This window comes from Rhizobium sp. BE258 (assembly GCF_031457345.1).
Classification (GTDB): Bacteria; Pseudomonadota; Alphaproteobacteria; order Rhizobiales; family Rhizobiaceae; genus Rhizobium.
In genome coordinates, this window is record NZ_JAVDWL010000010.1 from 1 (window position 1) to 23010 (window position 23010).

Below are 23010 nucleotides of genomic sequence, written 5' to 3' on the forward strand. Positions count from 1 at the left end.
TAGGCTTCGCGCCGCAGCCGCGGCTGATGAAACGTCCGCCGCTGCTTGCGCGACAGCCAGAGGCCGGCATCCGCCATCCAGTTGCGCACCGTCTCGCGCGACACCCGCAAACCATCGCGTTCAGCCAGCTTCTCCGTCGCCAACGTCGGCCCGAAATCCGCATAGCGTTCGCGAACCAGCGTCATCGCATAATCGCGAACCCCGTCGCTGATCCGGTTGTTCGACGGTCGGCCGATCGCCTTGTGCCGGATCGAAGCCGCGCCGCCAGTCCGCATACGCTCCAGCAGCCGGCGCACCTGGCGCTCGCTCAGATCAAGCACATGCGCCGCTGACACCGTGGTCATCCGCTGGGCAACCACCTTCGACAAAATCTCGATCCGCTGCAGATCGCGTTCGCTCATCGCAATCAATCCCATCTGCAATCTCCCAGACGTCATTCAGACCCGGGGAGTGTGACATTCCAACTTTGCAGAAACAGGACATTCTAACTTTGCGGCTACACACGAAGATCGCATAATCAACATTATGGAACATGCTGCAGCAGGAGCCGGCGGTGGCACTTCGGCAGATGACGGATGGCCAGAACGCCATCTAGGATTACAGCCATACTGGGCTGACCCTGCCGCAGCATCCGATTGCCTTCCTCCGCGAGGATCTTTCGGCGCGCAACATCAACACCTGCGCCGATGCGATGAGCGCGCGCGACGGGCGATGGGTCTATACGACCGGCCTTGTCCTAGTGCGCCAAAAGCCGGGATCCGTAAAAGGCTTCATGTTCATCACCATCGAGGACGAAACCGGCCCCGCCAACCTTGTCGTCTGGCCGACGCTGTTCGAGAAGCGCCGGCAGGTCGTTCATCTCGTTGCCCATCAGCTGTTCGACCTGTCTGGCGATCTCGGCCTCGCCGATCGCGACGAGGCCTTCAGATTGCCGGCCGGCCCCGGCGACGAGTTTGCCCATGGCGGAGGGCCGGATCCGCGGGATACACCGAAGCCGGTCATCGCTCCGCGCGATATGTTCGTTCCGGACCTTCATATCGACACACTGAAGATCAAGGCGCGGAATTTTCACTGATAGCGGTGCGGTTGCGTGAATTAAGGACCCCTGCTGTTTTTCACGATTGCTGAACGTTGAAGTCGATGGTTCTGTTTCTTCGACGACAGCAGCAGCGCTGCCGGAACAGCCGATCAAAAGAATCATGGACGCAGTTCGATCGTCATTGTACGTATGTATGACGTACAATGATCCATCTGCTAACTTGACGTGTACGTCGTTTAGACGTACATGCATAATGACAATATTATCCTGACCAGGAGGCGATGATGGTTGCTTTCAAAGATATGACCGCAGAGATCGATGAGCCAAGCGACGCACGTATGGGCTTTCGTACGAAGGCGCGGATCAAGACAGCAATCCAACGTGCTGCTGCGCTGTCCGGTGTGGACGATTCGGCTTTTACCATCAACGCGGCTTATCAAGCGGCTATGACCACGATTGCCGCTCATGAACGGACCCTTTTGCAGCCGGCCGATCATGCTGCCTTTTTTGCGGCGCTGGACAATCCGCCAGAGCCGACAGATAGCCTTAAGGCGGCTTTCAAGCGCCATAGCGCGACTGTCGTCTCAAAATAATGCCGCAGAGTGAGGCACCAAAGCCGATCATCGAGCCGTTCGATCCTTCGAAGCACGATCGGGCGGCGTTTTCTTGCGGGATTGAGCAGGTCGATAACTTTTTCCAGAAGACGGCAAACAAGCTTCAAAAGAGCGACAATCTTCGTGTTTTCGTGATGACTCGAGACGGAGGCCTAGTGATGGGCTTCTACGCCATCAACAACCATGCCGTGGACTATACCGAGCTTCCGAAGAAGTTTGCCCGTGACCGGCCCGGACACGGCTCAATTCCGGCAGCCTACATCTCGATGATCGGTCGCGACCTGAAATTCGCGGGCAGCGGATACGGCGGCGACTTGCTGATCGACTGTCTCATGAGAATAGCGCGGATCTCCGATGAGATAGGAACGGCTATCGTCATGCTCGATGTCCTTGATTGCGGTGATGCAGCGCGAACCGAGAGGCGGGTGAAGCTTTACAAGCAATACGGCTTTCAGCCCTTGGCCACCAACGCGATGCGGATGTTCATCGCCGTCGCAACGATCAAGAAGATGTTCGACTAACGCCCTGCCGCTCAGACGTCCTTCGACGATTTTCCCGTAAAGATTCAATGCCAGTTTATAATGTGAGGCAGGGCGCCCGAACCGCCGCGTCGTAAACCCGGAGCACCATGCCACGCTAGTGCTACCTGATTTCGTTGCGCTCATTCTCTACGCTGGCAAAAGCTGCTGTCGCCGTAGCGTCGGCTGACCGAAAAGCTGGTTTGCACCGCTATCGATTGCGTGTGAGTGCCTCTACTTCCTGAAGGTATTCCTCAGCCTGTCTGGCCAGATCGGCGAAGAAATCCTTGGCGACGGCGGAAGCTGAATAAACGGCCGGTTCGGTGCCTTGGTATTCCTGCTCCACCGTGAGGGCGGTGCCCCAGGCCGTCATCCCAGCCGGATAGGCGATCTCACGTTCGAACGTGAGGATCGTCTCGTCGCGCAGGTGATGAAGAATGCCGAAGGTCTCGATATCGTTCCAAAGCGTCGAACACCAACAAACGCATCCGACGCTTCATGCCTGGGGACATGGATCTTGCCAATGTCACCCAGCAACGGTTGAGCGACTTGGCGCCAAGCCTTTGCTGCCTATCTGCGAGAAAGTGGCTGATGCCCTACCCTCCAAGGCGGCCATCATGCGCTTGGGTTAGCTTCTCTAGAGAAACGCCTCATCGACCGGAATTTGCATCGCGGTGACAAGATGATTTGTTTGCCCTGCGAGCCCTATCACCGCCAGCAGTTCCGCATGCTGAGCCTCAGTCATGCCACGCGCCTTCGCTGCGGCCGTGTGCGAATGAACGCAATAGGAACAGCCATTTGCGGTGGAGACCGCAATGTAGATCATCTCGCGCGTCAGCGGATCGAGAACGCCTTCGACAGCCATGACGGCCTTGAGGCCTTCCCAGGTGCGCTTCAGCAAGGGCGGATCATTGGCTAGGCCACGCCAGAAGTTGTTGATGAAATCCGACTTCCGGGTCGCCCGGATATCGTCGAAAACGGCCTTCGCAGCCGGGATCACTTCGATTTCGGCATCGGTCAGGAGTTTCACGGTCGCCATTGTCGTTCCTTTCGCTCGTCAGTGGACGGCAGCGTACATGATCTTTGCCTCGGTGGAATCGCCTGGCGAAAATTCCTCGACGATCCGGCCCTGCCTGCAGACAAGGATGCGGTCCGACAGGTTCATGATCTCTGGCAGATAGGATGAAATCACCACGACCGCCAATCCGCGATCGGCGAGCTCATTGATGATCTGATGGATTTCAGCGATGGCGCCGACATCGACGCCGCGGGTCGGCTCGTCAAAGATCACCACCCGCGGCTCCTGAACGAGACCCTTGCCAATCACGACTTTCTGCTGGTTGCCGCCTGACAGTTCAACGACGCGCGCGTTGTCGTTGATCGCGCGGATGTTCAGCTTGCTCGTCCACTCGACGGCAAGCTTGTGCATCTCGCTCATGCTGATGATGCTGCTCTTCTCGCGGTCGGCGGACAGAAGACCGCCGAAGATATTCTCGGCAATCGACATCGTTTCGAAAAAACCCTCGCTCTTTCGATCCTCGGTGACGTAGACGATGCCGTCCTTCACCGCCTCGCGGGGAACGTAATAGCGGACGGGCTTGTCATCGAGCTCGACAGAGCCGCCGCGCTTGAAGTCGCGCTTGTAGATGCCGGAGACGACCTTGAAGGTTTCGGTCCGGCCCGATCCGATAAGCCCGAAGACGCCGGTGATCTGTCCTTCGAAAATCGAGAACGAGTTGTTGCGCACAACATTGCTCATCGACAGGTCCTGAACCGAGAGCACCTTCTTGCCGGGCTTACGGATGGTGGATGAATCGCGCTTGCGATAGAGTTCTCCGGTCAGCGTTCTGCCGACCATCGCCGCGATGATCTTTTCCCGGTCGAACTCCGACGTGTCTCCCGATGCGACGAGTTCACCATCACGAAGGATGGTGATGCGATCGGCGATCGCCAACGCTTCCTCGAGCGCATGGCTGATGAAGACGATCGACACTCCCCTCGCCTTCAACCGCCTCACGAGTGCAAAAAAGTGGCGCTTCTCTTCAGGGGTCAGCGTTGCAGTCGGCTCGTCGAAAATGATGATCTCGGCATTGTGGTGAACGGCGCGGGCAATCTCGACCATCTGCTTCTTGGCGGCACCCAGGGTTTCGACCATAGCCGTCGGATCGACAGGGAAGTTGAGTGACTGCAAAAACTGCTGAGCGGAGATGTAGATGCCGCGCAGGCGGTTCAGAAAGCCTTCCGTCCCCAGATAGAGATTTTGTGCCACCGTCATGGACGGTACGAGACTGGTCTCCTGGAAGACCATTGCGATCCCGGCGTCCAGCGCCTGGTACGGCGAGCCGTAGCTGACCTCCTTGCCATGGTGGGTCATGGTACCGGACGTCCGTTCGACGACACCGGCGATGATCTTCGTCAGCGTCGACTTGCCGGCGCCGTTTTCGCCCAGCAGCGCGTGGACTTCGCCCTTGCGCAAATCGAAGCTGACATTCTTGACCGCGGGAACGCCGCGATACTCCTTGGTGACGTTCTCCAGGTGGACGATGATCTCGTTTGCTGCCGCCATTCTATCTGACCTCCGCCACATCCATGGATACGAGCATGCCGGCGCCCTTGCAGGTGATGAATAGCCTGCCCTCGTGTTCGGCAACGCTGGTGGTGCCGTGCCTGATGCCATCGGCGCGGCTGTGCAGGCTTGATAGCGGTTGCAGCCGGGCATCAAGCTTGACGACCAGACCGTAGGAGCGGCTCGGTGACCAAGGCTTGTGGATTCCCATGGTCTTGATGCTGCCGCACTGCAGCGGCTCGAGAAAACTCGTTCCCGATGAGAGCGATGGCGCGATCCAGAATTCGGGCGGGACGCTTGCCATCATGTCTTCACGATACCGCTGCTCCTGAAGAACAAATTCGATCAGGCGGTTACGCGGAGCAAAGATCGAGAGCCACGCTCCCCCATCGGCGGCCTGAGAAAGCCGCGCTGGGTATCCGGGAAGATTGTCGACCACTGTCTCTATGGGGCCTGATGCCGAGATCCTGACGATCCGGTGATGCCAGGCTTCGCTGACGGCAACGCCATCGGAATTTGCCAGAAGCCCATAGGGGAATGCCAGGCCGCCGGCGACCTTGCGCGGCGCCCGGCTGCCGGGTTCGATCTTCCAGACGCTTCCTGAGCGCCCTTTTGACATGAGATCCTGTGCCCATTGATCCGGCGCGATGCGATCTGCACCATTTGCCAGCCACAATGCCCCATCGGGGGCGAAGGCAAGCGCGGTGATGCACCTGATCTCTTTAGGGAGCGGCAGCGCTTCGCGATCGAGAACGAGTGAGCCGGACACTAGAGCGATCGCCAGCGTCCCCGACGCCGACGCCGCCGTTGCGCAGATTTCCGCATCGAACTCCTGCAACACCTCTTGTTGCCCTGTGGACAAGATAGAAAGCAGTTTTCGTCCGGACGAGACGACGAGCCGGCCATCGTGCACGAGCGCATTGTCGACGTCAGGAAGTGTCGCGATCAGCGGCGCATCGTCGAGCGCCTGGTTCGGACGAAATGCACCGTCGAGCGGCGGGATGGTCACGGCCTTGCCGCGAAACAGATCGAGGATCGGATCGAAAATCATAGGGCGCTCCCCCAATAGGAGGACGGCCCGGTCCATGTCTGACTGGCGCTCGAGAGCTTGTAGCGGCCGACGCGGTTATTCAGGATGCCCCCGACGTAGAGATAGCCCTTGTGCTCGCGCATCGATGTGACCATCGGGTGTGAGACGCCGGAAAGATCGGCCATGGCATCGCGGATGGTTCCGGTCTCATCGAATTTGACGATGCCGCCGGTGTTGATGTTCGGAAACAGCCAGTCGTCCTGAGGGAGGCGCCGGGTCATGCGCTTGCGCATGCCTGGGTGGCGAAGCGACAGGTCGAAGCTTGGTGTTCGCATGCCGAGCCAGGCCATCCAATAGGTGCCGTCCGAGGCGCGATTGATATTGTCGGGATAGCCAGGCATATCGGCGATCACGCATTTGGCTGTGCCGGCCTTCGGTCCTTCCAGCCAGTAGCGGTGAACACGGCAGGCCCAGCTTTCGGCAAAGAAGATTGATTTGCCGTCATGGGCGACGCAAACGCCGTTGGTGTAGCGATACCCATCCAGCAGGGTCTTGGTCTTGCCAGTCTTTGGATCGTAGACCAGCAAGCGGCCCGTCGCGCGGTTTTCGATCGAGTCCAGCGCCCAGTCATGCGCGTCGTATCGCTTCGTCGAATCGGTGAAGTAGATTTGGCCGTCGGGCGCGATGTCGCAGTCGTTCGGGTCGCGCAGCCGCGCGTCATCGACGACGGAAGTCCAGGACCTCGATGTCTCGGCCGTCAGCTTGGTCACCGTACGGTCCGGCGCGATCGAATAGAGACCCATCGCACCGACACAGCTGATCAGGTTGCGGCCCTTGTCGAAGGCGAGGCCCAGCGGGAAGCCGCCGACATGGGCAAAGACTTCCGAGCGCTGGTAATCAGGGGCGAAGAAGCGGACGATCTCGCCGTGACGCGTGCCGCAATAGAGATTGTCGTCATCATCAAGGATGACATCCTCGGGACCTTCGAGCTCGCCAAGGCCGATATATTGCGTCTGCGACAACCGGTCGTCCAGCGCATAGGGCGTGCCCGAACCGGGGACGGCGGATTGCGCTTCCCCCATGCGCAGGTAGACGGGAGCGACATAGACTTCGTTCAAGACCTTGTGACGGTTCTTCAGCCATCTGATATCGATCGTGACGGCGACTGCCAGCATCAGGCCGAGTACCATCTGGTTGGTGCCGGTTCCGTAACCCAGCCGGATAAGACCGTTGGTCATGACGAGGACGATGATTGCGCCCATCAGGCCCTTGATGACCGACCCTCTTCCGCCGCCAAGACTATTGCCGCCGACGACCGCCGCCGTAAGCGCCAGAATCTCGAGGTTGAGGCCCGTGCCGGGCCCTGCCCCGCTCAGCCGGCAGGCAATCAGGAAGCCTGCGATCGAGGAGCAAAGCCCAGAGAATACATAGGTCAGGAACACGGTCCGCTTGACCTTGATGCCGGCATTATGCGCCGAGCGGCGCGAGCCGCCGACGGCGAGAATATGCCAGCCTGGGCGCGACCGCGTCAGGGCAATATGCGTCAGGACGATGAAGACGATCGCCGTCAGGACGGACACCGATATGCCGAGCACCGTGCCATCGCCGACGAAATCCCAGACGTCAGACATGGCCGAGGACATCTGGATCTGGGCGGCGAAATTGACGACGAGGATGTCGTAGACCGCTCTGCCGATGATGAAGGTCACCAGCGTCGTCAGAAATGCCCGGAGCCTGAGAAAACCGACCAGATAGCCGTTGATCGCACCGAAAGCGACACCGGTCGCGATCGAGGCCAGCAGGGCGACCCAGACGGGCTGCTCGAAGATGAAGAAGGTGGAGACGGCCGCAAAGCAGGACAGCGCAAAAATCGAACCGACCGAAAGATCGATCCCGCCCCCCAGCATGACGACGGTCAGCCCGGTGACGACGATCGAGAACTCGCCGAGCTGACGGGTCGAATCCTGGAGCGAATTGATCTTGAAGAAACCCGGGATTGCCGAGCCAAATCCGGCGACGACGATCACCAGGGCAAGGAATGGTATTGCATTGTCGGTCCAGCGCTTGGTCAGGATCTCGCCGGCGAGGTGATCCGGGATCAAATTGTATCGCCACACCTGCAAGCGTTCTCTGAATGTCATGTGTATGGACCGGATGAGATGGGGAAGACGTGCGAAGCCCCTCGGCCGAGGGGCTCCATTTGCAGACAGGTGCTTACTTCGCAGCCGTCTTCAGTGCCTTGAGGTCCCAGCAGCTGTCGGGCTTCAGGTCCGCCTTGGTCGTCGCCTTTTCCAGGGTGTAGATATAAGCCTTGGAGGTGCCGGCAGGCTGGCCGCTCTGCAACAGGAATTTGATGATGGCGTTGATGTCGCGCGACTGGTGATGAAGTTCGGTCATCACGACAGCGCCGTAGGTGCCGTTTTCCAGATTATCGCAGTCGGCAGCCTTTTCACCGCCGCCGGTGGTGACGAGGAACACCTTGTCCTGCAGCTTGGCATCGCGAATGGCTGCAGCTGCACCCGAGGCGTCGCCATCCCAGAAATCGATGATGCCGCAAATATCGGGGTGCTGTTGGAGCATCGTCGTGGTGACGTTGCGGGAGGTCGTCGCATCCCAGTTGGAATCGGGTTTCGCGACCACCTGGAAATCCGGGTTCTTCGCCAGAACCTTGGTGATGCCTGCATATTGGTAGAGGCTGGAGGCATTGACCTGGTCGCCCTGGACGAGGCCGATCTTCTTCGAGGAATTGGGCCCGCAGCCCTTGATCACCGCTTCGGCTTCCAGCTGGCCAAGGCGGTCCCAATCGCTGCCGACGAAAGCGTCAGCGGCGAAGTTTGCAGGATTGTCGATCAGGATGACGTATGTACCGGCGGCTTGCGCCTTCTTGAGCAGACGCGCGTAGGAGTTCAGGTCCGGCGAATGGACGATGAGGACATCCGGCCGGGTGTCCGAGGAGATCGCCTCGGTGATCGCCTGAGCGCCGGCCTCGACGCTCCAGTTGGGGTCGCGGGTCTCGAACACGCCGCCGAAGGCCTCAACTTCGGTCTGGAGATAATGCGCCCAGCCCTGCGCGAGGTCGAAGCCCATGGCCATCGGAACGAGCATCACCCGCTTGCCATTGAGGGCCTGGGAATAAGCTGCCGGACCCGGATCTTCCTGCGCTGGAGCGGCGGTTACGAAAACCGACAGCGACAAAGTCGCTGCGGCAAAGAGTGCCTTCACGTATTTCATGGGGTCCCCCGATGAGTTGACGGATGAATTCGTTCGTCCCGCGCCACGTTCAGATGTCCCCCTGCTGGGCCGTCTGCTCGTCACGCGGATTGAGAAGCCCGTCGATTACGATGGCGACGAGCAGGATCGTGGATTTGATCAGGTTCTGGTAGATCAGCGGGATGTCGATGATGGTCATCGCGTTCAGCATGATGCCGATCAGCGCCGACCCGAACAGCACGTTGCGAACGCTCCCCTTTCCCCCCGAAAGGCCGATCCCGCCAATCACCGCGACCAGCACGATGTCATAGAGGAGCGTCGAGTTGACGACGCGCGTATTGATCGAGTGAAGGCTGGCGGCCGTCAGCAGGCCGGCAAGAAACGCGACGAGCGCGGAGAGGACGTAACGAAAGACCAGCATCGGCCGGACGGGCATGCCCGCGTTGCGGGCGGCGACCGGATTGTCCCCGGCATAATACACGTAGCGTCCCCATTTGGTGTAGCGAAGGAACAGGAAGATAACGAACGCGAGAGCGGCGAAAATGAAGACCTCGATCGGGATGTCGAGAAAGCGCAGGCCGCCCAACAGCTGCAGCCAGTTGTCGGGCGGAACCGGCACGGCATCCTGGGCGATCAGCTGCGAGCGCACGAAGCCGAAGACGAACGAACCGCTGGCAAGGGTGACGAAGATCGCCGGCACATCGGCATAAGCGACCAGAAAGCCGTTGAGCAGGCCGATACCGACGACCCCTGCGAGCACAAGGGCGAGCGCTTGCCAGCCGGAGCTTCCATCGTTGAGCAGCTGGAGATACCACGCGACGGACATCGCCATGACGGCGACGGCCGACAGATCGATGCCACGCCCGATGATGACGACGGCCATTCCAAGCGCCAGGATGCCGAGCACGGATACCGAGCGGATGATCGAGACGACGTTTTCGGCCGTGAAGAAACCAGGCAGAGTAGCCGACGCCACGATAAAGATGATGACGGCGATCGCGGCCACGATCGTCTCCTGGCTCAACGCCGTCAGATGCAGTCCGCTACGTTTCATTCCACGTCCCCAAATCACGCGAAGCCTGCCGGTGCGCGGGAAGATCGTCAAAGTTTGAAGCCCCTAAATACAGCCGGAGTTGGAGAAGGAATTTCGACGCAAAGAGGCTTTCGCGCGAAATCGAATTCTCGGCGCTCCTCCACGCCAATGCGCGGAGCGGTGCATGCTGTACGGTGCTATTCGACTTGTTCCCACGCAGTCTGTTGCTGCGTTGCGAGAACGTTAGGCCCCTGCCCGCCGCGATGTCAATATCATTTCATGATGGGATGAAGCGCAAAGGCTTGAAATGAGATCGACAAGAAACGGGGACGGCGCCGCAGAAGGGACAATCTGAAAAATTCCTTTCACATTTTGCCATTTTATTGTATTTCGCAGATTGAACTTCAGGGGGAGCAGCCGTGACGGACGTCAGGACATTGCTGTTGGATCAAAAGCTGGTGCTGACGCCGTCGGAAGAACGGATCGTGCAGATTCTGCTGGCCGACTATCCGGCATCCGGCCTTGGTACGGCCGGAAATCTCGCCAAAAAGGCAGGCGTCAGCGATGCGACTGTCGTTCGTCTTGCGGTCAAGCTTGGCTTTGAGGGTTTTCCCGATTTGCAGAAGCGGTTGCTGTCGGAGGTCGAGGCCCGTCTCCATTCTCCGTTGCTGATGATGGAGGCAAAAAGGCAGGATGGCGCAGTCCAGGGCATTGCAGAGGCCTATCTTCACGCTGTCTCCGAGACCATCGACAAGACGATCGGCGCGACGCCCAGCAATACCTATGATAAGGTCGCCAAGATCATCATGGCGGCCAAGGGACGCGTCGGCCTGGTCGGCGGCCGCTTTAGCCGCCACATCGCCGGAATGCTCTCCGGATATCTGTCGCAGTTCCGGCCGAACGTGCACGATATCGGCACGCTTTCCGCACAGTCGTTCGACATTCTGGTCGACTATGGCAAGCGAGATGTGCTGATCGCCTTCGACTACAGGCGATATCAGAACGACGTCATCGCCTTTGCCTCACAGGCCGCCGATCGCGGAACATCCGTCATCCTGTTTACCGATCAGTGGCTCTCGCCGATTGCGGAACATGCCGAAGTCACGATCATCTGTCCTCTGGACGTCCCTTCGCCCTACGACACGCTGGCACCGGCCGTGGCCCAGATCGAGGCGCTGGTAGCACAAATTCTCGCCTCGCTCGACGATGCGACGCGCAGGCGCGTTGAAAGCCTCGAAGCTGTGCGTGCCTACAATGCCGTCACGCTCGATGGCGCCGACATTGTCAGCTCCACCCAACCCGGCCCCAAGCGCACGAAAGGTACCACAAGCGATGCCTAGCCCAATTCTGAGGCGGGATGCCCCTTACGTCCCAGGCGAAACGGCGATCTTGCTCGTCGACATGCAGCGCATCTGGCTGGAACCGGGGCTCGATCCCGATCATCCGGAGCGTGGTCCCGATCACTATTTCTACCGCCAAACGGCATCGGTCACCATTCCCAACAACGAGCGCCTGCTTGCAGCGGCAAGAGCGAACGGCATCGAGGTGTTGCACACGATCATCCAGAGCCTGACGGAGGATGGCCGTGACAGATCGCTCGATCACAAGCTGACGCCAATCCATATCCCGCCAAGCAGCCCTGAGGGCTTTCCTCCTGAAAATCTCGGCCCGAGGAATGACGAGATCCTCATCCCGAAGACGTCGTCCGGCGTCTTCAACTCGACCAACATCGACTACGTTCTCAAGAATCTCGGCATCCGCTACCTGATCATCACTGGCATCATGACCGACCAATGCGTCGACATGGCCGTCAGAGACGCGGCAGATCGCGGTTACTACGTGACCTGCGTATCCGACGCCTGCGCCGCCGCGTCCCAGGAACGCCATGACATCGCCTTGAAGGCATTCGGTGGCTATTGCTGGGTCACCGACACCGATACGGTCGTCAACCGCCTGGCTGCGAGGTCGGCTGCATGACCGGCGCCGGGGCTCTGACCGGGATCGTCACGACCGACATTGCTGCGGTGACCCGGGGCCGCTTTGTTGCCAGCAGCGCGTTTGAAAAGATGCTTACGGGCGGCGTCGGCTGGCTGCAGGCGAACCTTTCGCTGACGCCGTTCAACGTCATTGCGCATCCCAATCCGTGGGGCTCTTCGGGCGATCTGCGATTGCTGCCGGACGCGACAGCCCGATTCCGCACCGCAAAGACCGGCGCGGACACGCCATTCGATATGGTGCCGGGCAACCTTGTGGAACTGGACGGCCAGCCCTGGGCATGCTGCACCAGAACCATCCTGGCCAATGCTCTCAATGACCTGAAGGCACAGACCGGACTGACGATCGTTGCCGCTTTCGAACACGAGTTCAAACTGCTGGACGCCGGCCTGCCACGCGAACATGTGATGTCCTTTGCCGGCTTGCGGCGCGTGGATGGCTTCGCCTCGCAGGTGATGGAGGCGCTCGACGAAGCCGGTCTCAAACCTGAAGTCATCATCTCGGAATATGGGGAAGACCAGTTCGAGGTGACGAATGCACCGTCAACAGGACTTGCAGCCGCCGACCGTGCCGTCGCTCTGCGAGAGATCATCCGCGAAATCGCCCGTAACCGCGGCTGGAAGGCGTCATTTGCCCCGAAGACATCGCCGTCATCGGTCGGAAACGGTGTCCATATTCATTTCAGTCTCGTCGGGGCCGATGGACAACCGGCCTCCTATGACGCTTCAGGGCCATCGGGACTGTCGGAAGCGGCTGGCGCCTTCTGCGCCGGCATCCTCAAGCATCTTCCAGCGATCACCGCATTAACGGCGTCGAGCGTCTCCTCCTACTATCGTCTGAAGCCGCACAACTGGAGCTCTTCCTACACTTGGCTCGGCGACAAGGACCGGGAAGCGACCCTCAGGATATGCCCGACGGTGACGATCGGCGGCAACGATCCGGCGAAAAGCTTCAACGTCGAATATCGTGCTGCCGACGCGACGGCAAATCCCTATCTGGCGCTGGCGGCCATTGTTCGCGCCGGTCTGGAAGGCCTGAAGGCGCGGCTGCCCTGTCCGCCCGTTCACTCCGGCGACCCCGACGAACTGACGGAAGCAGACCGCGCAGAGCTGGGTCTTCGACGGCTCCCTGAAACGCTTGAGGACGCCCTCGAGGCACTGCAAGGCGATCCGGTCGTCGCATCATGGTTCCCGAAGGTATTCCTGGACACATTCACCGGAATGAAGGCGTTCGAAATCAAGTCGCTTGAAGGCCTCGACGAGGAGGCGACCTGCGCCAGCTACAGGGCGGTCTATTGAGCAGCCGGACATCAGATTTTCACGCGTGGCCAGATCCGGTCGAGGTGCTCAACGCCGAAGGCCAGTCCGAGATCGTGCTGATTTGCGAGCACGCCTCGAATTACATTCCGGAGGTGTTTGACGGCCTCGGGTTACCGCCCGAAGACCTGGTTCGCCATATCGCCTGGGATATCGGAGCAGAAGCCGTAAGCCGCGCGCTTTCATTGCATCTCGACGCCCCGTGTTTCATCGGCAAGTATTCGCGGCTTCTCATCGACCTCAACAGGCCACCCGAAAGTCCGACAAGCATTCCCGAACGGTCCGAAGCAACCGATATCCCCGGCAATTTCCACCTTGGGGCCGAAGACAGGCAACTCAGAACAGACAGAATATTCACGCCGTTCCAGGCTGCAATCTCGCGGCATCTCGACCTGCGCCAGCAGCAAGGACGGCCAACGAAGATCATTGCGATCCATTCGTTCACCCCAGTGTTCCTGGGAGAGCAGCGTCCCTGGCACGCCGGCATCCTGTTTGGTAAGTCGTTTGGACTGGGACGGCAGATCATCGACCGTCTGACGGAGATCACCAAGTTGAGGATAGGAGCGAATGTCCCCTACGTGATCGAACGGATCAGCGACTACGCCATCCCTGTCCATGGCGAAGACCGGGGGCTGGATGCCGTGCTGGTCGAGATCCGCCAAGACCTGATCGGATCCGCCGATGGTCAATCGCGCTGGGCAACCTATCTCGCCGGGGCTTTGAGCTGAAACCGGCGTGTTGCCGACCCTTGGACAGCCGGGTCATGTGGGTGCCCGGCAGAGCGCTTACTTGAAATGTTCATCTTCGTTGCCGCGATGATTGATCGCATTTTGTGTCAGCAAGTGGTAGATGACAGCCGACGGGGGCATGAGCCGTTGTGTATCATTCTCAAAACTGTGAAACGGTACTGGAGAACTTTTTGGGTTGGAAAACACCGAAGTTTGAATACGTGAACGGTTATAAGATCGTTGAAATTGATGGGCCTGCCTTCAAGGTCTATGACGGTGACCGTCAGCTTGGGGAGGATTTCCCCTATCCCGGCGAGGCTGCAGCTTACGCAACCTCTCTGCCAAAGCCGGATCAGCCACGCCGTTAGGCGATAAACCGCGAAACAGCATTGAGAAACGAATGTGACAACCTTACCCGATGCGGTGCAAGATTGACCAGCTTCCCCCTTTCGTCACCGCTTAAACTGCTTGGGTGGTCTGAGTTCTTCGCGAAACAGGTCCAGCCCGGCGAGGCGGACTTGATCCCCAGACGGATTGCTTCAGTTCACCGCGCACGTCTTGAGGCAATCGACGTCACTGGACCGGCCGGAATTGAACTTCCAGCCCACGCCAACACCGCTGAATATGCGGTGGGCGACTGGATTCTTGCCGATCCCCTGACCGGTATGCTTGTCCGCCGTCTCGATCGGAAAAGTGTCTTTCAACGATGCCCGGAAGCTGGACGTGGCCAGCAACTTGTTGCCGCCAACATCGACACGCTGTTCATCGTCACCTCCTGCAATGCGGATTTCAATCTCGCCCGGCTGGAACGCTACCTGATCATGGCGATCCAAGCCGGCAGTAGCCCGGTGATTGTACTGACAAAGGCCGACGTCACTGAAGACGCCGGCAGGTTCATGGCGGAAGCCGGGGCGCTACAACGGGATGTGCCTGTCGTCGCCCTGAACGGGCGCTCTGCCGATGCAGTGTCGCAGTTGAGACCTTGGTGCGGCGCAGGTCAGACCGTCGCGCTGGTGGGATCCTCCGGTGTCGGAAAATCGACGCTTGTGAACACAATGACGGGGTCGGAATCTGACGCGAAGCAAAAGACGGGCGCGATCCGGGAATATGATTCACAGGGCCGGCACACGACCACGGCTCGATCCCTGCACGCAATTTCAGGCGGCGGCTGGGTCATTGATACGCCAGGAATAAGAACACTTTACGTAAGCGATGTTGCCGACGGCATAGATACACTCTTTGCTGAAATCACCGAGCTGGCGCCGCTTTGCCGTTTTCGCGACTGCACCCATGCCCATGAACCCGGATGCGCCGTCCAGGCAGCTGTTGCAAGTGGCGCCCTGTCCGCCGATCGCTTGGAACGCTGGCGCAGCCTGCTTGCGGAAAACCGTGAGCGAACACCTGTCGTGAGCGGACCACGCGGCAACAAGATCGTTCGCAAGAAGAAATATTGAACGCCTGTGGCGGGCGGCAATCGCGGGCGTCGCGTAAGCGGCGTTGGCAGGACCCGGCCTTGATTCGTATTTCGGCGGCTGCAGGGCAAAAGTTTATCAGCGCATCTTTCCCACCGTCATGCCCCGCCAGCACGGCTTATTTCTCGGCAGGGCCACGCAAGATCGGCAGCAGCAGAAAATCGTTCCGGTTGGGATCGAAGGCAACGATCTCCAGACCGCACGAAAATGCCTCCTACAGACCACCGCGTAGCGAAAGGAGATCGGAATCGTCAAACGTGCTGTTAACGGCAGGTGGCACGCGAACTCGCGTGCATTGGTCCCATGGCCGTCCCGCGGCGCGACCTGCATCGCTGAAATTCCTGGTATTGAAGTCGATGCAGCATTTCCGCGCCGCCTTCGAGCCACTCGCCGGCCAGGTCGTCGTCTGCTACAGCGGCGCTCTGGCCACGCCGCGCGCGGAGTTGCGGCCCTACGTCAATGTAAAGCGGTCGATCTGGCCGCTGGATCGCACCTGAAGCCTCATCGCTCTCGAAGCAATGCGAAGCCATAGCGCGACAATTGCTGCAGTTTACTCTACGTTCCCGCCTAAGATGAAGCGGGCAGAGAGTTGAGATGGGCCGATTTGAAGATACCGAAGCCGCAATAACCGAACGGCTCCGTGCGATGAAAGGAAATCCGGATGTGACGATCAACCTCTTCGAACTCGGGGTTCCCTTGAATGCAGCGGGGTTTACGCAGGATGAGATCACGGCGGTGCTCGAAGCCCTGGAGCAGGACCGTATCGTCGAGTTTGCACCTGGCAACAGGCTTCGGCTGATTAAGCCGCTGCCCTGACATCGTGCTGGTGCGTCCGAACCGGCGACAATCTCGCTCTGGCCCGCTTTCCTCTGCAATCGGTCATTTGGCGTATGTTCTCGCGCAAGCCCGTCGCACAAAGCCCTTTGCCTCCAGCCGCTGAAGCTGTGTTCCCGGTGCAATCGGATGGAGCATTGCTATCGGATGTCACGCGACAAATGCCGCTCTGATCAACTCAATCCGCGAATACTTCCATCATCGCTTTCAAAACCAGAACCGCAGAAGCCGCGCCCGGGTCGACATGGCCGAGGGATCGCTCGCCAAGCCGCGCCGCTCGTCCGCGCACCGCCACCATTGAACGTGTGGCCTCCGCCCCACCCTCGCCTGCCACCACCACGTCACGCCACAGTTCCCTTACCCCGCTTTTGCGCACGAGTGCTGCACGAGCCGCCTCGGCGGCCGGAATCCAGGCGTCAAGCATCGTCTTGTCGCCACGCTGGCCCTTCCCACGTTCCTGTATGCCAAGCGTTATCGCCTCCAACATGGCGACTTGCCCCGCAGCGTTCAGAGACTGCCGGCCTTCCAGTGCCTTTGCGGCACGTAAAAACGCTGTCGCATAAAGAGGGCCTGTCGAGGCGCCGACGGCGTTGAGGAACACCGAAGCTGCGGTTGTCATCACAACCGACGGCGGCATCTCGTCGAGATCGGACCGTGCCAATTCACCAGCGACGGCGCCAAAGCCAAGAGACATCGTTATCCCATGGTCGGCATCACCAATCGCGCCGTCAAGCTCGGTCAGGTAGTCTTTTTCTGCCGCGATCAAGCTGGATATCCGATTGAACATCCGGTTGAGCTTGCGCGCATCATTCTCTGCCATTGCTTCCCCTCCCATATGCACAAGACGCCCGATGATGAGGCCGGTGCATGCCGATCTTACGTTATCTTCAGCACCGCGGTGTCGCAGGGATGGTGCAAGAGTTCCGTCAGTTCCTGATCCAGCACCATGATCGAGATGGACGCCCCGACCATGTCGAGCGACGTACAGTAGTGCCCGACCCAATTGGCTTCGATCGCAATGCCCTTGGCACTCAACCGCTGCTCGACACGTCTGAACAGGATATAGAGCTCCATCATCGGCGTCCCGCCGAACGAGTTGACGAGCACGGCGACACGGCTGCCTTTGGCCGCCCTCATCTCCTGGAATATCCGATCCATCACCCTGTCGACGATCTCATCGGCGCTGATCATCTTTTCGCGAATGACGCCCGGCTCACCATGGATGCCCATGCCGAACTCGATATCTTCGGCGCCGATCTCGAAATTGGGCCGTTGCGTCTGCGGCATGGAGCATGGCTCAAGCGCCACGCCGACCGTATAGGTCTGTAAATTCGCCTTGCGGGTCACGGCTTCGCAGGCATTGAGCGGCAGACCGCGATCGCAGGCCGCACCAGCTATCTTGAAGGTGAAAAAATTGCCCGCCACGCCGCGCCGCCCATCCCGGTCTTCGATCGGCGAAGAGGTGATGTCGTCGGTGGTAAGAACCGTTCGCACGGGAATTCCCGCAGCCTCTGCCATCTCCGCCGCCATTTCGAAATTCATCACATCGCCGGCGTAGTTGCCATAAACGAAAAGAACGCCGGCGCCGCCGGATGCAGCTTTCGCGCAATGCAGGATGGGTATGGGAGGCGGTGACGAGAAGATGTTGCCGATCGCGACGGCATCCGCCAAACCTTTGCCGACATAGCCCAGGAATCCCGGCTCATGTCCGGATCCACCACCGATGACCAGCCCTACCTTGCCCGGTCTTGGTCCGTCGCGCGCAACCAGCGCGCGGTGCGATTTTTCGATCGGCGAAAGATACTTGCGATGGGCGCGCACTACGCCATCCAGCATCTCTTCGACGACATTGTCGGGATCGTTGAGAAATTTCTTCACGCGCGTTCGCGCGGCCGGCGGTAGAGGCGTCTGGCTTTCCGGCCGCAGGCGCTGGGGCGATCGCTGATCGATATCGGTCACGCCATCGGCGTTGAGAATGCCGCGGCCGGTCGCCGCGTCGGTAATCAGCACGTTGACATAGCCGCCGCGCAACGCCGCAAGAATGGACGGCACCTTGTCGAAGCCGCCGGCGGCGGCAATGCGCAGATCGATGTTCTTCAGCATCTCAAGGGAAATGCCGATCGTTCTGTCGTCGAGCGGCCCAGCGATCGCGCGGCCCTGCCCATCGATGAAACGTCCGGCCACCACGCCGACGGCGCCCTTGGCTAGATAGTCCTGCAGTGGAACAGATTCGAAGAAGCCGCTGGTATGAATGGTGGAATTGGGGCGCAGCGACGAAATGCCAAAAAGCGCCTTGTTGGCACCGGCAAGAGCACCGAATTGGCTCTCGATGAGCGGCTCTTGCATAAACGACTCACGCACGGCGTTCGCCGAGACGATGGCGGGTGCGGAGATGTTGATCAGCTTGCCGTTGACGGCGGTGGCCAGCGCCGCGGCGCAGAGTTCAGGCGTATAGGCGAAGCTTGCGCGCGTGCCGCCCGTTGCCTGCACAACGGTGACATCCTGCAATCCTGGAACCTCGGCGCGCTCGCTGATCGCCAGCACCGTGCGGCCCCACGACACTGCGACGGTATCGCCCGATTTGATCAATCGATGTAGCGCTTGGCCGCCGGCAACGCCGATCCTGTCGATCAGCGGCCTGGCGGTGTCCTCGCTCGGAACGACGAGGCAGTCGGCAAGGCCAAAATGCCGCTTGAGCGCTTGCGCAACGGTGAGCGATGCAAGCCGTGCCGGTTCGATAGCAATGTTGACGATGCCGCGATCACGTGCGTCGGCGAGATAGCTGTTCACCGTTGCGCGGGATATGCCCATCACCTCGGCGATATCGCCTTGAGTTAATCCGTCTTCGTAGTAGAGCCAGCATGCCCAGACATAGGGGTCGTCGCCGTAGCGCAACGGCATGGCGTCCGGCGCCTGTGCGAGGTCGTTCTTGCCTGCGCCTGCTTTTCGCGCCTGCTGGGTCTTAACCGCTGCCACTCTGGAATGAACTCCCGCTTAGATCTGCCGGGAAGATGCCGCCAATACCAACGCATTGCAACCGCGCGGCGCGCGGCCCGCCGCCATGGGGCGAGGCCGCGCTGTCTTGGGAGACAAACCGTCTGATCAGCCGCCCTCAAGCCGGCTGGCAACACCGATTGAAATTTCACTGAGAATGAGGGCACAGGAGGTCGCGCCCGCATCCAGAACACCGCGAGAGCGTTCGCCCAGGCGGCTGGCGCGGCCGATCTTGGCGACCAGATCGATCGTCGAATCGCGCCCCTTTTCGGCTGCTTCCGCCAAAGCCGCGAGCGCATCGGCAAAAGACTTTCCGGATGCTGTCGCCTCGTCGAAAGCATTGACCGCCGGGACAAAGGCATCAATCAGCGTTTTGTCCCCGACTTTGGCCGAGCCGATCGACTGAATGCCATCCAGGCCAGCATGCAACATCTGGCTGAACAGCTTGGCATCGACGGCATCCCTGCCCTCGATTGTCTCACCGAATTCGGTGAACATGACGCCATAGAGCGGGCCCATTGAGCCGCCGATCTCGGTCATCAGCAACGTGCCCAGCGTCTCGAACGCGCCGCTGAGCGATGAGTCCTGGCCTTTCAGACGCTCCGCCGCCATGCCGAACCCCTTCGCCATGTTAACCCCATGGTCGCCGTCGCCAATCTTGCCATCGATCTCGCTGAGATAGGCCCGGTTTTCAACGATACGGTCGGCCACCGAAAGAACGATGGCGCCCGCCGAGGCATTCTTGAAACTTTGCATGTAGCGTTCCCTAGAGCAAGATTGTGCAGGACGTTTCGAGGTCGAGCAGCGGCTTCGTCTCGTCATCGAGCGCAAAGACCGTCAGCGTCGCGCCAACCATCTCAAGCGACGTGAAGTAATTGCCGACATAGGTTTTGTAGACAACGAGACCTCGGCCGCTGATCTCGCTCTCGATCGTGTCGTTGAGAATGTAGAGTTCATTGAGCGGCGTGGCGCCCAGGCCAGAGACAAGAACAGCAACCTCGGTGCCTTCCGGAAGATTGTGATCGTCGAGCACGATCTTGCACATGTCCTTGGCCACCTCGACCGCAGTCTTGAGCGGCTCGACGCGCACGCCAGGCTCGCCGTGGTGGCCGATGCCGACTTCCATCGTACCCGGCTCGATCTGGAAATTCGGATGACCGACGGCCGGCAAGGTGCAAGGACCGAGACCGACGCCGATCGAGCGGCAGTTGTCGATCGCCTTCTGCGCCGCGGCGCGAACCTCTTCGAGACTGCCGCCCTTGGTGGCCTTGGCACTGCCGATCTTCCACATGAAGATCTCGCCCGCAACGCCCCGGCGCTTTTCGCGTTCCGACAGCGGTGCCGAGCAGACGTCGTCATTGGCAACGACGGTCGCGACCTCGATGCCGTCCTTGGCGGCAAGTTTGGTCGCCATCTTCACGTTCATATTGTCGCCAGCATAGTTTCCATAGAGGCAGACGACGCCCGCGCCGCCATTGGCTTCGCGAATTGCATCGTGGAAGCTCTTGGCGGTCGGCGACGAGAACAGCTCGCCCACGGCGACGGCGTCCAGCATGTTCTTGCCAGTGTAGCCCATGAAACCGGGCTCGTGGCCAGAACCGCCACCCGTGATCACGCCAACCTTGCCATTCACAGGCGCGTTCTTGGCGACGACAACACGCGGGTTTTCGGCAAGCCGTACGATATCGGAGTGGGCCTTGATGAAGCCCTTGACTGTATCCTCGACGACGAGATCGGGATTGTTGACGAACCGCTGCATGGGATCTCCTTAAAAATGTCCTGGCGCTCCGGCTCAGAGAATGGTGTAGCCGCCGTCGATCAGAAGATCGGCGCCGTTGATCATGTTCGCGCCGTCCGAAACCAGAAAGACAGCAGCGGCAGCGATTTCCTCGGGATAAGCGAAGCGGCCGGTGGGGATCCGCTTCTTGGCGGCCTCCCCCTTTTCGCCCGCCCAGGCCTTCTTGCCGAGTTCGGTCAGGACCACAGTTGGCGAGATAGTGTTGACGGTTATGCCGTACTTGCCCCATTCGGCGGCAAAGGTCTTCGACATACCGATGACGCCGAATTTCGAGGCGCAATAAGCCACGTGCTCTTCAATGGCCACGGTGCCAGCCTGCGACGCAAGATTGATGATCTTGCCGCCTTTACCGGCGGCGATCATGGCGCGGCCGGCAGCCTGCGTGACAAGAAAGCTGCCCTTGAGATTGATGTTGATCGTCTTGTCCCAATAGTCGAGCGACAGGTCTTCTGCAGGCGCCAGGAACACGACGCCGGCGCTGTTGACGGCAATGTCTATCTGGCCGAAAGCGGCGACCACGTCGGATATGGCGCGATTGACGGAATCAGGCTGCGAGACGTCACAGACGAAGAATTTAGCCCCATGACCAAGCGAAGCTGCCTTGGCGCTGGCGATATCGGCATTGATATCCAGGACAGCGACCGTGGCGCCCTTTGCCGTCAATGCATCGGATATCGCCGAGCCGATCCCGGACGCGGCACCCGTGACGACAGCGATCTTGCCGGTCAGGGGGAAATTGAGGTCAATCTGGGGAGAAGTGTCTGTCATCTCTTCAAGCCTTTGCGATGTGGATGCCGGGGCGGCGCGACGCCGCCCCGGCGGTGCATTTTTTACTTGCGGGATTCGAGCAGCTTGTCGGCATTTTCCTTGGTGACCGGCGTCCACGGGACGAGGTAGTCCTTGGATGCGCCCTCTTCCCACTTCATGTCAGGATACTGGGTCCAGATCGCCGATTCCGGCTTGGCGTCCTTGTTCGCAGCCTTGATGGCCACGTCGAGAGCACCCTGTGCCTGTGCGTTGGCGTCCTGCAGGATCGATGCCATCTCGCCACGCTTGACGGCATTGATCGCATCGGTAACGCCATCGACGCCAGCGATCGCGAAGTCTTCGACCTTCAGGTTGGCGGCCTTGATCGCTTCAATAGCGCCGAGCGCCATTTCGTCGTTCTGGCCGATGACGCCGTTGATCTGGCCGGGATGCGATGTCAGCCAGTTCTCCATCAGGGTCTGGGCTTCCGCACGCGACCAATTGGCTGTCTGCTTTTCGAGAACCTTGACGTCAGGGCACGCCTTCAGCGCCTTCTCGTTGCCTTCGAGGCGCTGGATCTGACCGGACTGGCCGATCGGGCCCTCGAGGATGACGAGGTTACCCTTGCAACCCATCTTGTCGAGAACGGCCTTGGCTTCCAGTTCACCGGCCTCGACGTCGTTCGATCCGACGTAGGAGGTCAGGAGATCGGAGTTGACGCGGGCGTTGGACCCGACGACCGGGATGCCGGCATCGTGGGCGGCCTGAACAGCTGCGGCACCCGCCTCGACGTCCATCGGCACAAAGATGATAGCGTCGAACTTCTGGGTGATCATGGTGTTGAACTGTTCCTGCTGGACCAGCGCATCATAGCGGCCGTCGAATACCGTCAGCTCCACCTGGCCGCTCTTGACCGCCGGATGCTGCTTCAGCGCGGCCGACCAGATCTGCATGAATTCGGCATTGAGGCCGTAGGTCGTTGCACCGATCTTCAGCTTCTTGTCCTGCGCCATTGCTGGCGCGGCAAGGATCGCAGCGCTGGCGACGAGGGCGAGCATCAGTTTCTTCATGTTTTTCTCCTCCATAGAGATATCCGGTCGCCGTTATGACGCGCGG

The 23010-nt window shown here is 59.9% G+C and carries 23 protein-coding genes and 1 pseudogene; 11 read left to right on the top strand and 13 right to left on the bottom strand.

Translation table 11 applies throughout. The annotated features are described in order from the left end of the window. A partial coding sequence (locus J2X43_RS27885) for a helix-turn-helix domain-containing protein (RefSeq protein WP_310300333.1) occupies positions 1-416 on the bottom strand: 416 nt, incomplete at its 3' end. 122 nt (positions 417-538) lie between these two features. Between J2X43_RS27885 and dnaE2 the strand changes: the two are divergent. The 3 genes and pseudogenes from dnaE2 to J2X43_RS27900 form a co-directional block, all read left to right on the top strand. Further along, a pseudogene (gene dnaE2 / locus J2X43_RS27890) lies at positions 539-1075 on the top strand (error-prone DNA polymerase); the annotation flags it as partial. A gap of 248 nt (positions 1076-1323) precedes the next feature. After that, complete coding sequence (locus J2X43_RS27895; protein ID WP_112386889.1) at positions 1324-1632, top strand: DUF1778 domain-containing protein; 309 nt, start codon at positions 1324-1326, stop codon at positions 1630-1632. Beyond that, the gene (locus J2X43_RS27900; protein WP_310300336.1) at positions 1632-2174 is read left to right on the top strand and encodes a GNAT family N-acetyltransferase; all 543 of its coding nucleotides are present in this window, start codon (positions 1632-1634) and stop codon (positions 2172-2174) included. Before J2X43_RS27895 ends, J2X43_RS27900 begins: the two co-directional genes overlap by 1 nt. 634 nt (positions 2175-2808) lie before the next feature. Here J2X43_RS27900 and J2X43_RS27905 read toward each other — a convergent pair. From J2X43_RS27905 to J2X43_RS27930, 6 genes are all read right to left on the bottom strand, one after another. Continuing rightward, a complete protein-coding gene (locus J2X43_RS27905; protein ID WP_112540884.1) occupies positions 2809-3210 on the bottom strand; it encodes a carboxymuconolactone decarboxylase family protein in 402 nt (133 codons plus the stop codon). An 18-nt stretch (positions 3211-3228) separates the two neighbouring features. Then, a complete protein-coding gene (locus J2X43_RS27910; protein ID WP_112540883.1) occupies positions 3229-4737 on the bottom strand; it encodes a sugar ABC transporter ATP-binding protein in 1509 nt (502 codons plus the stop codon). Between the two features lies 1 nt (position 4738). Continuing rightward, entirely contained in the window at positions 4739-5788 is a 1050-nt protein-coding gene (locus J2X43_RS27915) for a hypothetical protein (RefSeq protein WP_310300340.1), read from the bottom strand. Next, a complete protein-coding gene (locus tag J2X43_RS27920) occupies positions 5785-7908 on the bottom strand; it encodes an ABC transporter permease subunit (RefSeq protein ID WP_310300343.1) in 2124 nt (707 codons plus the stop codon). The genes J2X43_RS27915 and J2X43_RS27920 overlap by 4 nt, the downstream gene beginning before the upstream one ends. 73 nt (positions 7909-7981) lie before the next feature. Then, complete coding sequence (locus J2X43_RS27925) at positions 7982-8998, bottom strand: sugar ABC transporter substrate-binding protein (RefSeq protein WP_310300345.1); 1017 nt, start codon at positions 8996-8998, stop codon at positions 7982-7984. 49 nt (positions 8999-9047) lie between these two features. Continuing rightward, on the bottom strand, positions 9048-10031 hold the full coding sequence (locus J2X43_RS27930; RefSeq protein WP_310300348.1) for an ABC transporter permease: 984 nt from the start codon (positions 10029-10031) through the stop codon (positions 9048-9050). Between the two features lie 422 nt (positions 10032-10453). Between J2X43_RS27930 and J2X43_RS27935 the strand changes: the two genes are divergently transcribed. The 8 genes from J2X43_RS27935 to J2X43_RS27970 all read left to right on the top strand — a co-directional run bounded on the left by J2X43_RS27935 (position 10454) and on the right by J2X43_RS27970 (position 16337). Beyond that, positions 10454-11350: a MurR/RpiR family transcriptional regulator gene (locus tag J2X43_RS27935; protein WP_310300350.1), complete on the top strand. Its 897-nt coding sequence runs from the start codon at positions 10454-10456 to the stop codon at positions 11348-11350. Next, positions 11343-11987, top strand: a complete 645-nt coding sequence (locus tag J2X43_RS27940) for an isochorismatase family cysteine hydrolase (RefSeq protein ID WP_310300352.1) — start codon at positions 11343-11345, stop codon at positions 11985-11987. Before J2X43_RS27935 ends, J2X43_RS27940 begins: the two co-directional genes overlap by 8 nt. After that, on the top strand, positions 11984-13303 hold the full coding sequence (locus J2X43_RS27945) for a glutamine synthetase family protein (protein ID WP_310300355.1): 1320 nt from the start codon (positions 11984-11986) through the stop codon (positions 13301-13303). The genes J2X43_RS27940 and J2X43_RS27945 overlap by 4 nt, the downstream gene beginning before the upstream one ends. Then, positions 13300-14049 (top strand): N-formylglutamate amidohydrolase, encoded by a 750-nt coding sequence (locus J2X43_RS27950; protein ID WP_310300360.1) that lies wholly within the window; start codon positions 13300-13302, stop codon positions 14047-14049. The genes J2X43_RS27945 and J2X43_RS27950 overlap by 4 nt, the downstream gene beginning before the upstream one ends. A gap of 191 nt (positions 14050-14240) precedes the next feature. Beyond that, positions 14241-14417, top strand: coding sequence for a hypothetical protein (locus tag J2X43_RS27955; protein WP_310300363.1), 177 nt, complete (start codon positions 14241-14243; stop codon positions 14415-14417). Positions 14418-14480: 63 nt separating this feature from the next. Further along, entirely contained in the window at positions 14481-15503 is a 1023-nt protein-coding gene (rsgA, locus tag J2X43_RS27960; RefSeq protein ID WP_310300367.1) for a ribosome small subunit-dependent GTPase A, read from the top strand. 308 nt (positions 15504-15811) lie between these two features. Further along, positions 15812-16018 (top strand): hypothetical protein, encoded by a 207-nt coding sequence (locus tag J2X43_RS27965; RefSeq protein ID WP_310300370.1) that lies wholly within the window; start codon positions 15812-15814, stop codon positions 16016-16018. A 97-nt stretch (positions 16019-16115) separates the two neighbouring features. Continuing rightward, the gene (locus tag J2X43_RS27970) at positions 16116-16337 is read left to right on the top strand and encodes a hypothetical protein (protein ID WP_112540874.1); all 222 of its coding nucleotides are present in this window, start codon (positions 16116-16118) and stop codon (positions 16335-16337) included. A gap of 196 nt (positions 16338-16533) precedes the next feature. Here J2X43_RS27970 and dhaL (J2X43_RS27975) read toward each other — a convergent pair whose 3' ends face one another. From dhaL (J2X43_RS27975) to J2X43_RS28000, 6 genes are all read right to left on the bottom strand, one after another. Then, positions 16534-17175 carry a dihydroxyacetone kinase subunit DhaL gene (gene dhaL, locus J2X43_RS27975; RefSeq protein WP_310300374.1) on the bottom strand — a complete coding sequence of 214 codons (642 nt, stop codon included), beginning with the start codon at positions 17173-17175 and terminating at the stop codon, positions 16534-16536. Between the two features lie 56 nt (positions 17176-17231). After that, positions 17232-19256, bottom strand: coding sequence for a bifunctional sugar-binding transcriptional regulator/dihydroxyacetone kinase subunit DhaK (locus tag J2X43_RS27980; RefSeq protein ID WP_310300741.1), 2025 nt, complete (start codon positions 19254-19256; stop codon positions 17232-17234). 201 nt (positions 19257-19457) lie between these two features. Further along, positions 19458-20105 (bottom strand): dihydroxyacetone kinase subunit DhaL, encoded by a 648-nt coding sequence (gene dhaL, locus J2X43_RS27985; protein WP_310300377.1) that lies wholly within the window; start codon positions 20103-20105, stop codon positions 19458-19460. 10 nt (positions 20106-20115) lie between these two features. Further along, positions 20116-21108: a dihydroxyacetone kinase subunit DhaK gene (locus tag J2X43_RS27990; RefSeq protein ID WP_310300380.1), complete on the bottom strand. Its 993-nt coding sequence runs from the start codon at positions 21106-21108 to the stop codon at positions 20116-20118. Between the two features lie 33 nt (positions 21109-21141). Beyond that, the gene (locus J2X43_RS27995; protein WP_112517603.1) at positions 21142-21915 is read right to left on the bottom strand and encodes an SDR family oxidoreductase; all 774 of its coding nucleotides are present in this window, start codon (positions 21913-21915) and stop codon (positions 21142-21144) included. A gap of 62 nt (positions 21916-21977) precedes the next feature. Beyond that, positions 21978-22964, bottom strand: a complete 987-nt coding sequence (locus J2X43_RS28000; RefSeq protein WP_112386871.1) for a substrate-binding domain-containing protein — start codon at positions 22962-22964, stop codon at positions 21978-21980. Positions 22965-23010: the final 46 nt, after the last annotated feature.

Bases quoted from the DNA above. Each gene is read 5' to 3' on its own strand.
- J2X43_RS28000 (WP_112386871.1), bottom strand. From the start codon at position 22,964: ATGAAGAAACTGATGCTCGCCCTCGTCGCCAGCGCTGCGATCCTTGCC.
- J2X43_RS27905 (WP_112540884.1), bottom strand. From the start codon at position 3,210: ATGGCGACCGTGAAACTCCTGACCGATGCCGAAATCGAAGTGATCCCG.
- J2X43_RS27915 (WP_310300340.1), bottom strand. From the start codon at position 5,788: ATGATTTTCGATCCGATCCTCGATCTGTTTCGCGGCAAGGCCGTGACC.
- J2X43_RS27995 (WP_112517603.1), bottom strand. From the start codon at position 21,915: ATGACAGACACTTCTCCCCAGATTGACCTCAATTTCCCCCTGACCGGC.
- J2X43_RS27925 (WP_310300345.1), bottom strand. From the start codon at position 8,998: ATGAAATACGTGAAGGCACTCTTTGCCGCAGCGACTTTGTCGCTGTCG.
- J2X43_RS27940 (WP_310300352.1), top strand. From the start codon at position 11,343: ATGCCTAGCCCAATTCTGAGGCGGGATGCCCCTTACGTCCCAGGCGAA.
- J2X43_RS27900 (WP_310300336.1), top strand. From the start codon at position 1,632: ATGCCGCAGAGTGAGGCACCAAAGCCGATCATCGAGCCGTTCGATCCT.
- J2X43_RS27980 (WP_310300741.1), bottom strand. From the start codon at position 19,256: ATGCCGTTGCGCTACGGCGACGACCCCTATGTCTGGGCATGCTGGCTC.
- J2X43_RS27895 (WP_112386889.1), top strand. From the start codon at position 1,324: ATGGTTGCTTTCAAAGATATGACCGCAGAGATCGATGAGCCAAGCGAC.
- J2X43_RS27970 (WP_112540874.1), top strand. From the start codon at position 16,116: ATGGGCCGATTTGAAGATACCGAAGCCGCAATAACCGAACGGCTCCGT.
- J2X43_RS27910 (WP_112540883.1), bottom strand. From the start codon at position 4,737: ATGGCGGCAGCAAACGAGATCATCGTCCACCTGGAGAACGTCACCAAG.
- J2X43_RS27930 (WP_310300348.1), bottom strand. From the start codon at position 10,031: ATGAAACGTAGCGGACTGCATCTGACGGCGTTGAGCCAGGAGACGATC.
- J2X43_RS27945 (WP_310300355.1), top strand. From the start codon at position 11,984: ATGACCGGCGCCGGGGCTCTGACCGGGATCGTCACGACCGACATTGCT.
- dhaL (WP_310300377.1), bottom strand. From the start codon at position 20,105: ATGCAAAGTTTCAAGAATGCCTCGGCGGGCGCCATCGTTCTTTCGGTG.
- dhaL (WP_310300374.1), bottom strand. From the start codon at position 17,175: ATGGCAGAGAATGATGCGCGCAAGCTCAACCGGATGTTCAATCGGATA.
- J2X43_RS27990 (WP_310300380.1), bottom strand. From the start codon at position 21,108: ATGCAGCGGTTCGTCAACAATCCCGATCTCGTCGTCGAGGATACAGTC.
- J2X43_RS27920 (WP_310300343.1), bottom strand. From the start codon at position 7,908: ATGACATTCAGAGAACGCTTGCAGGTGTGGCGATACAATTTGATCCCG.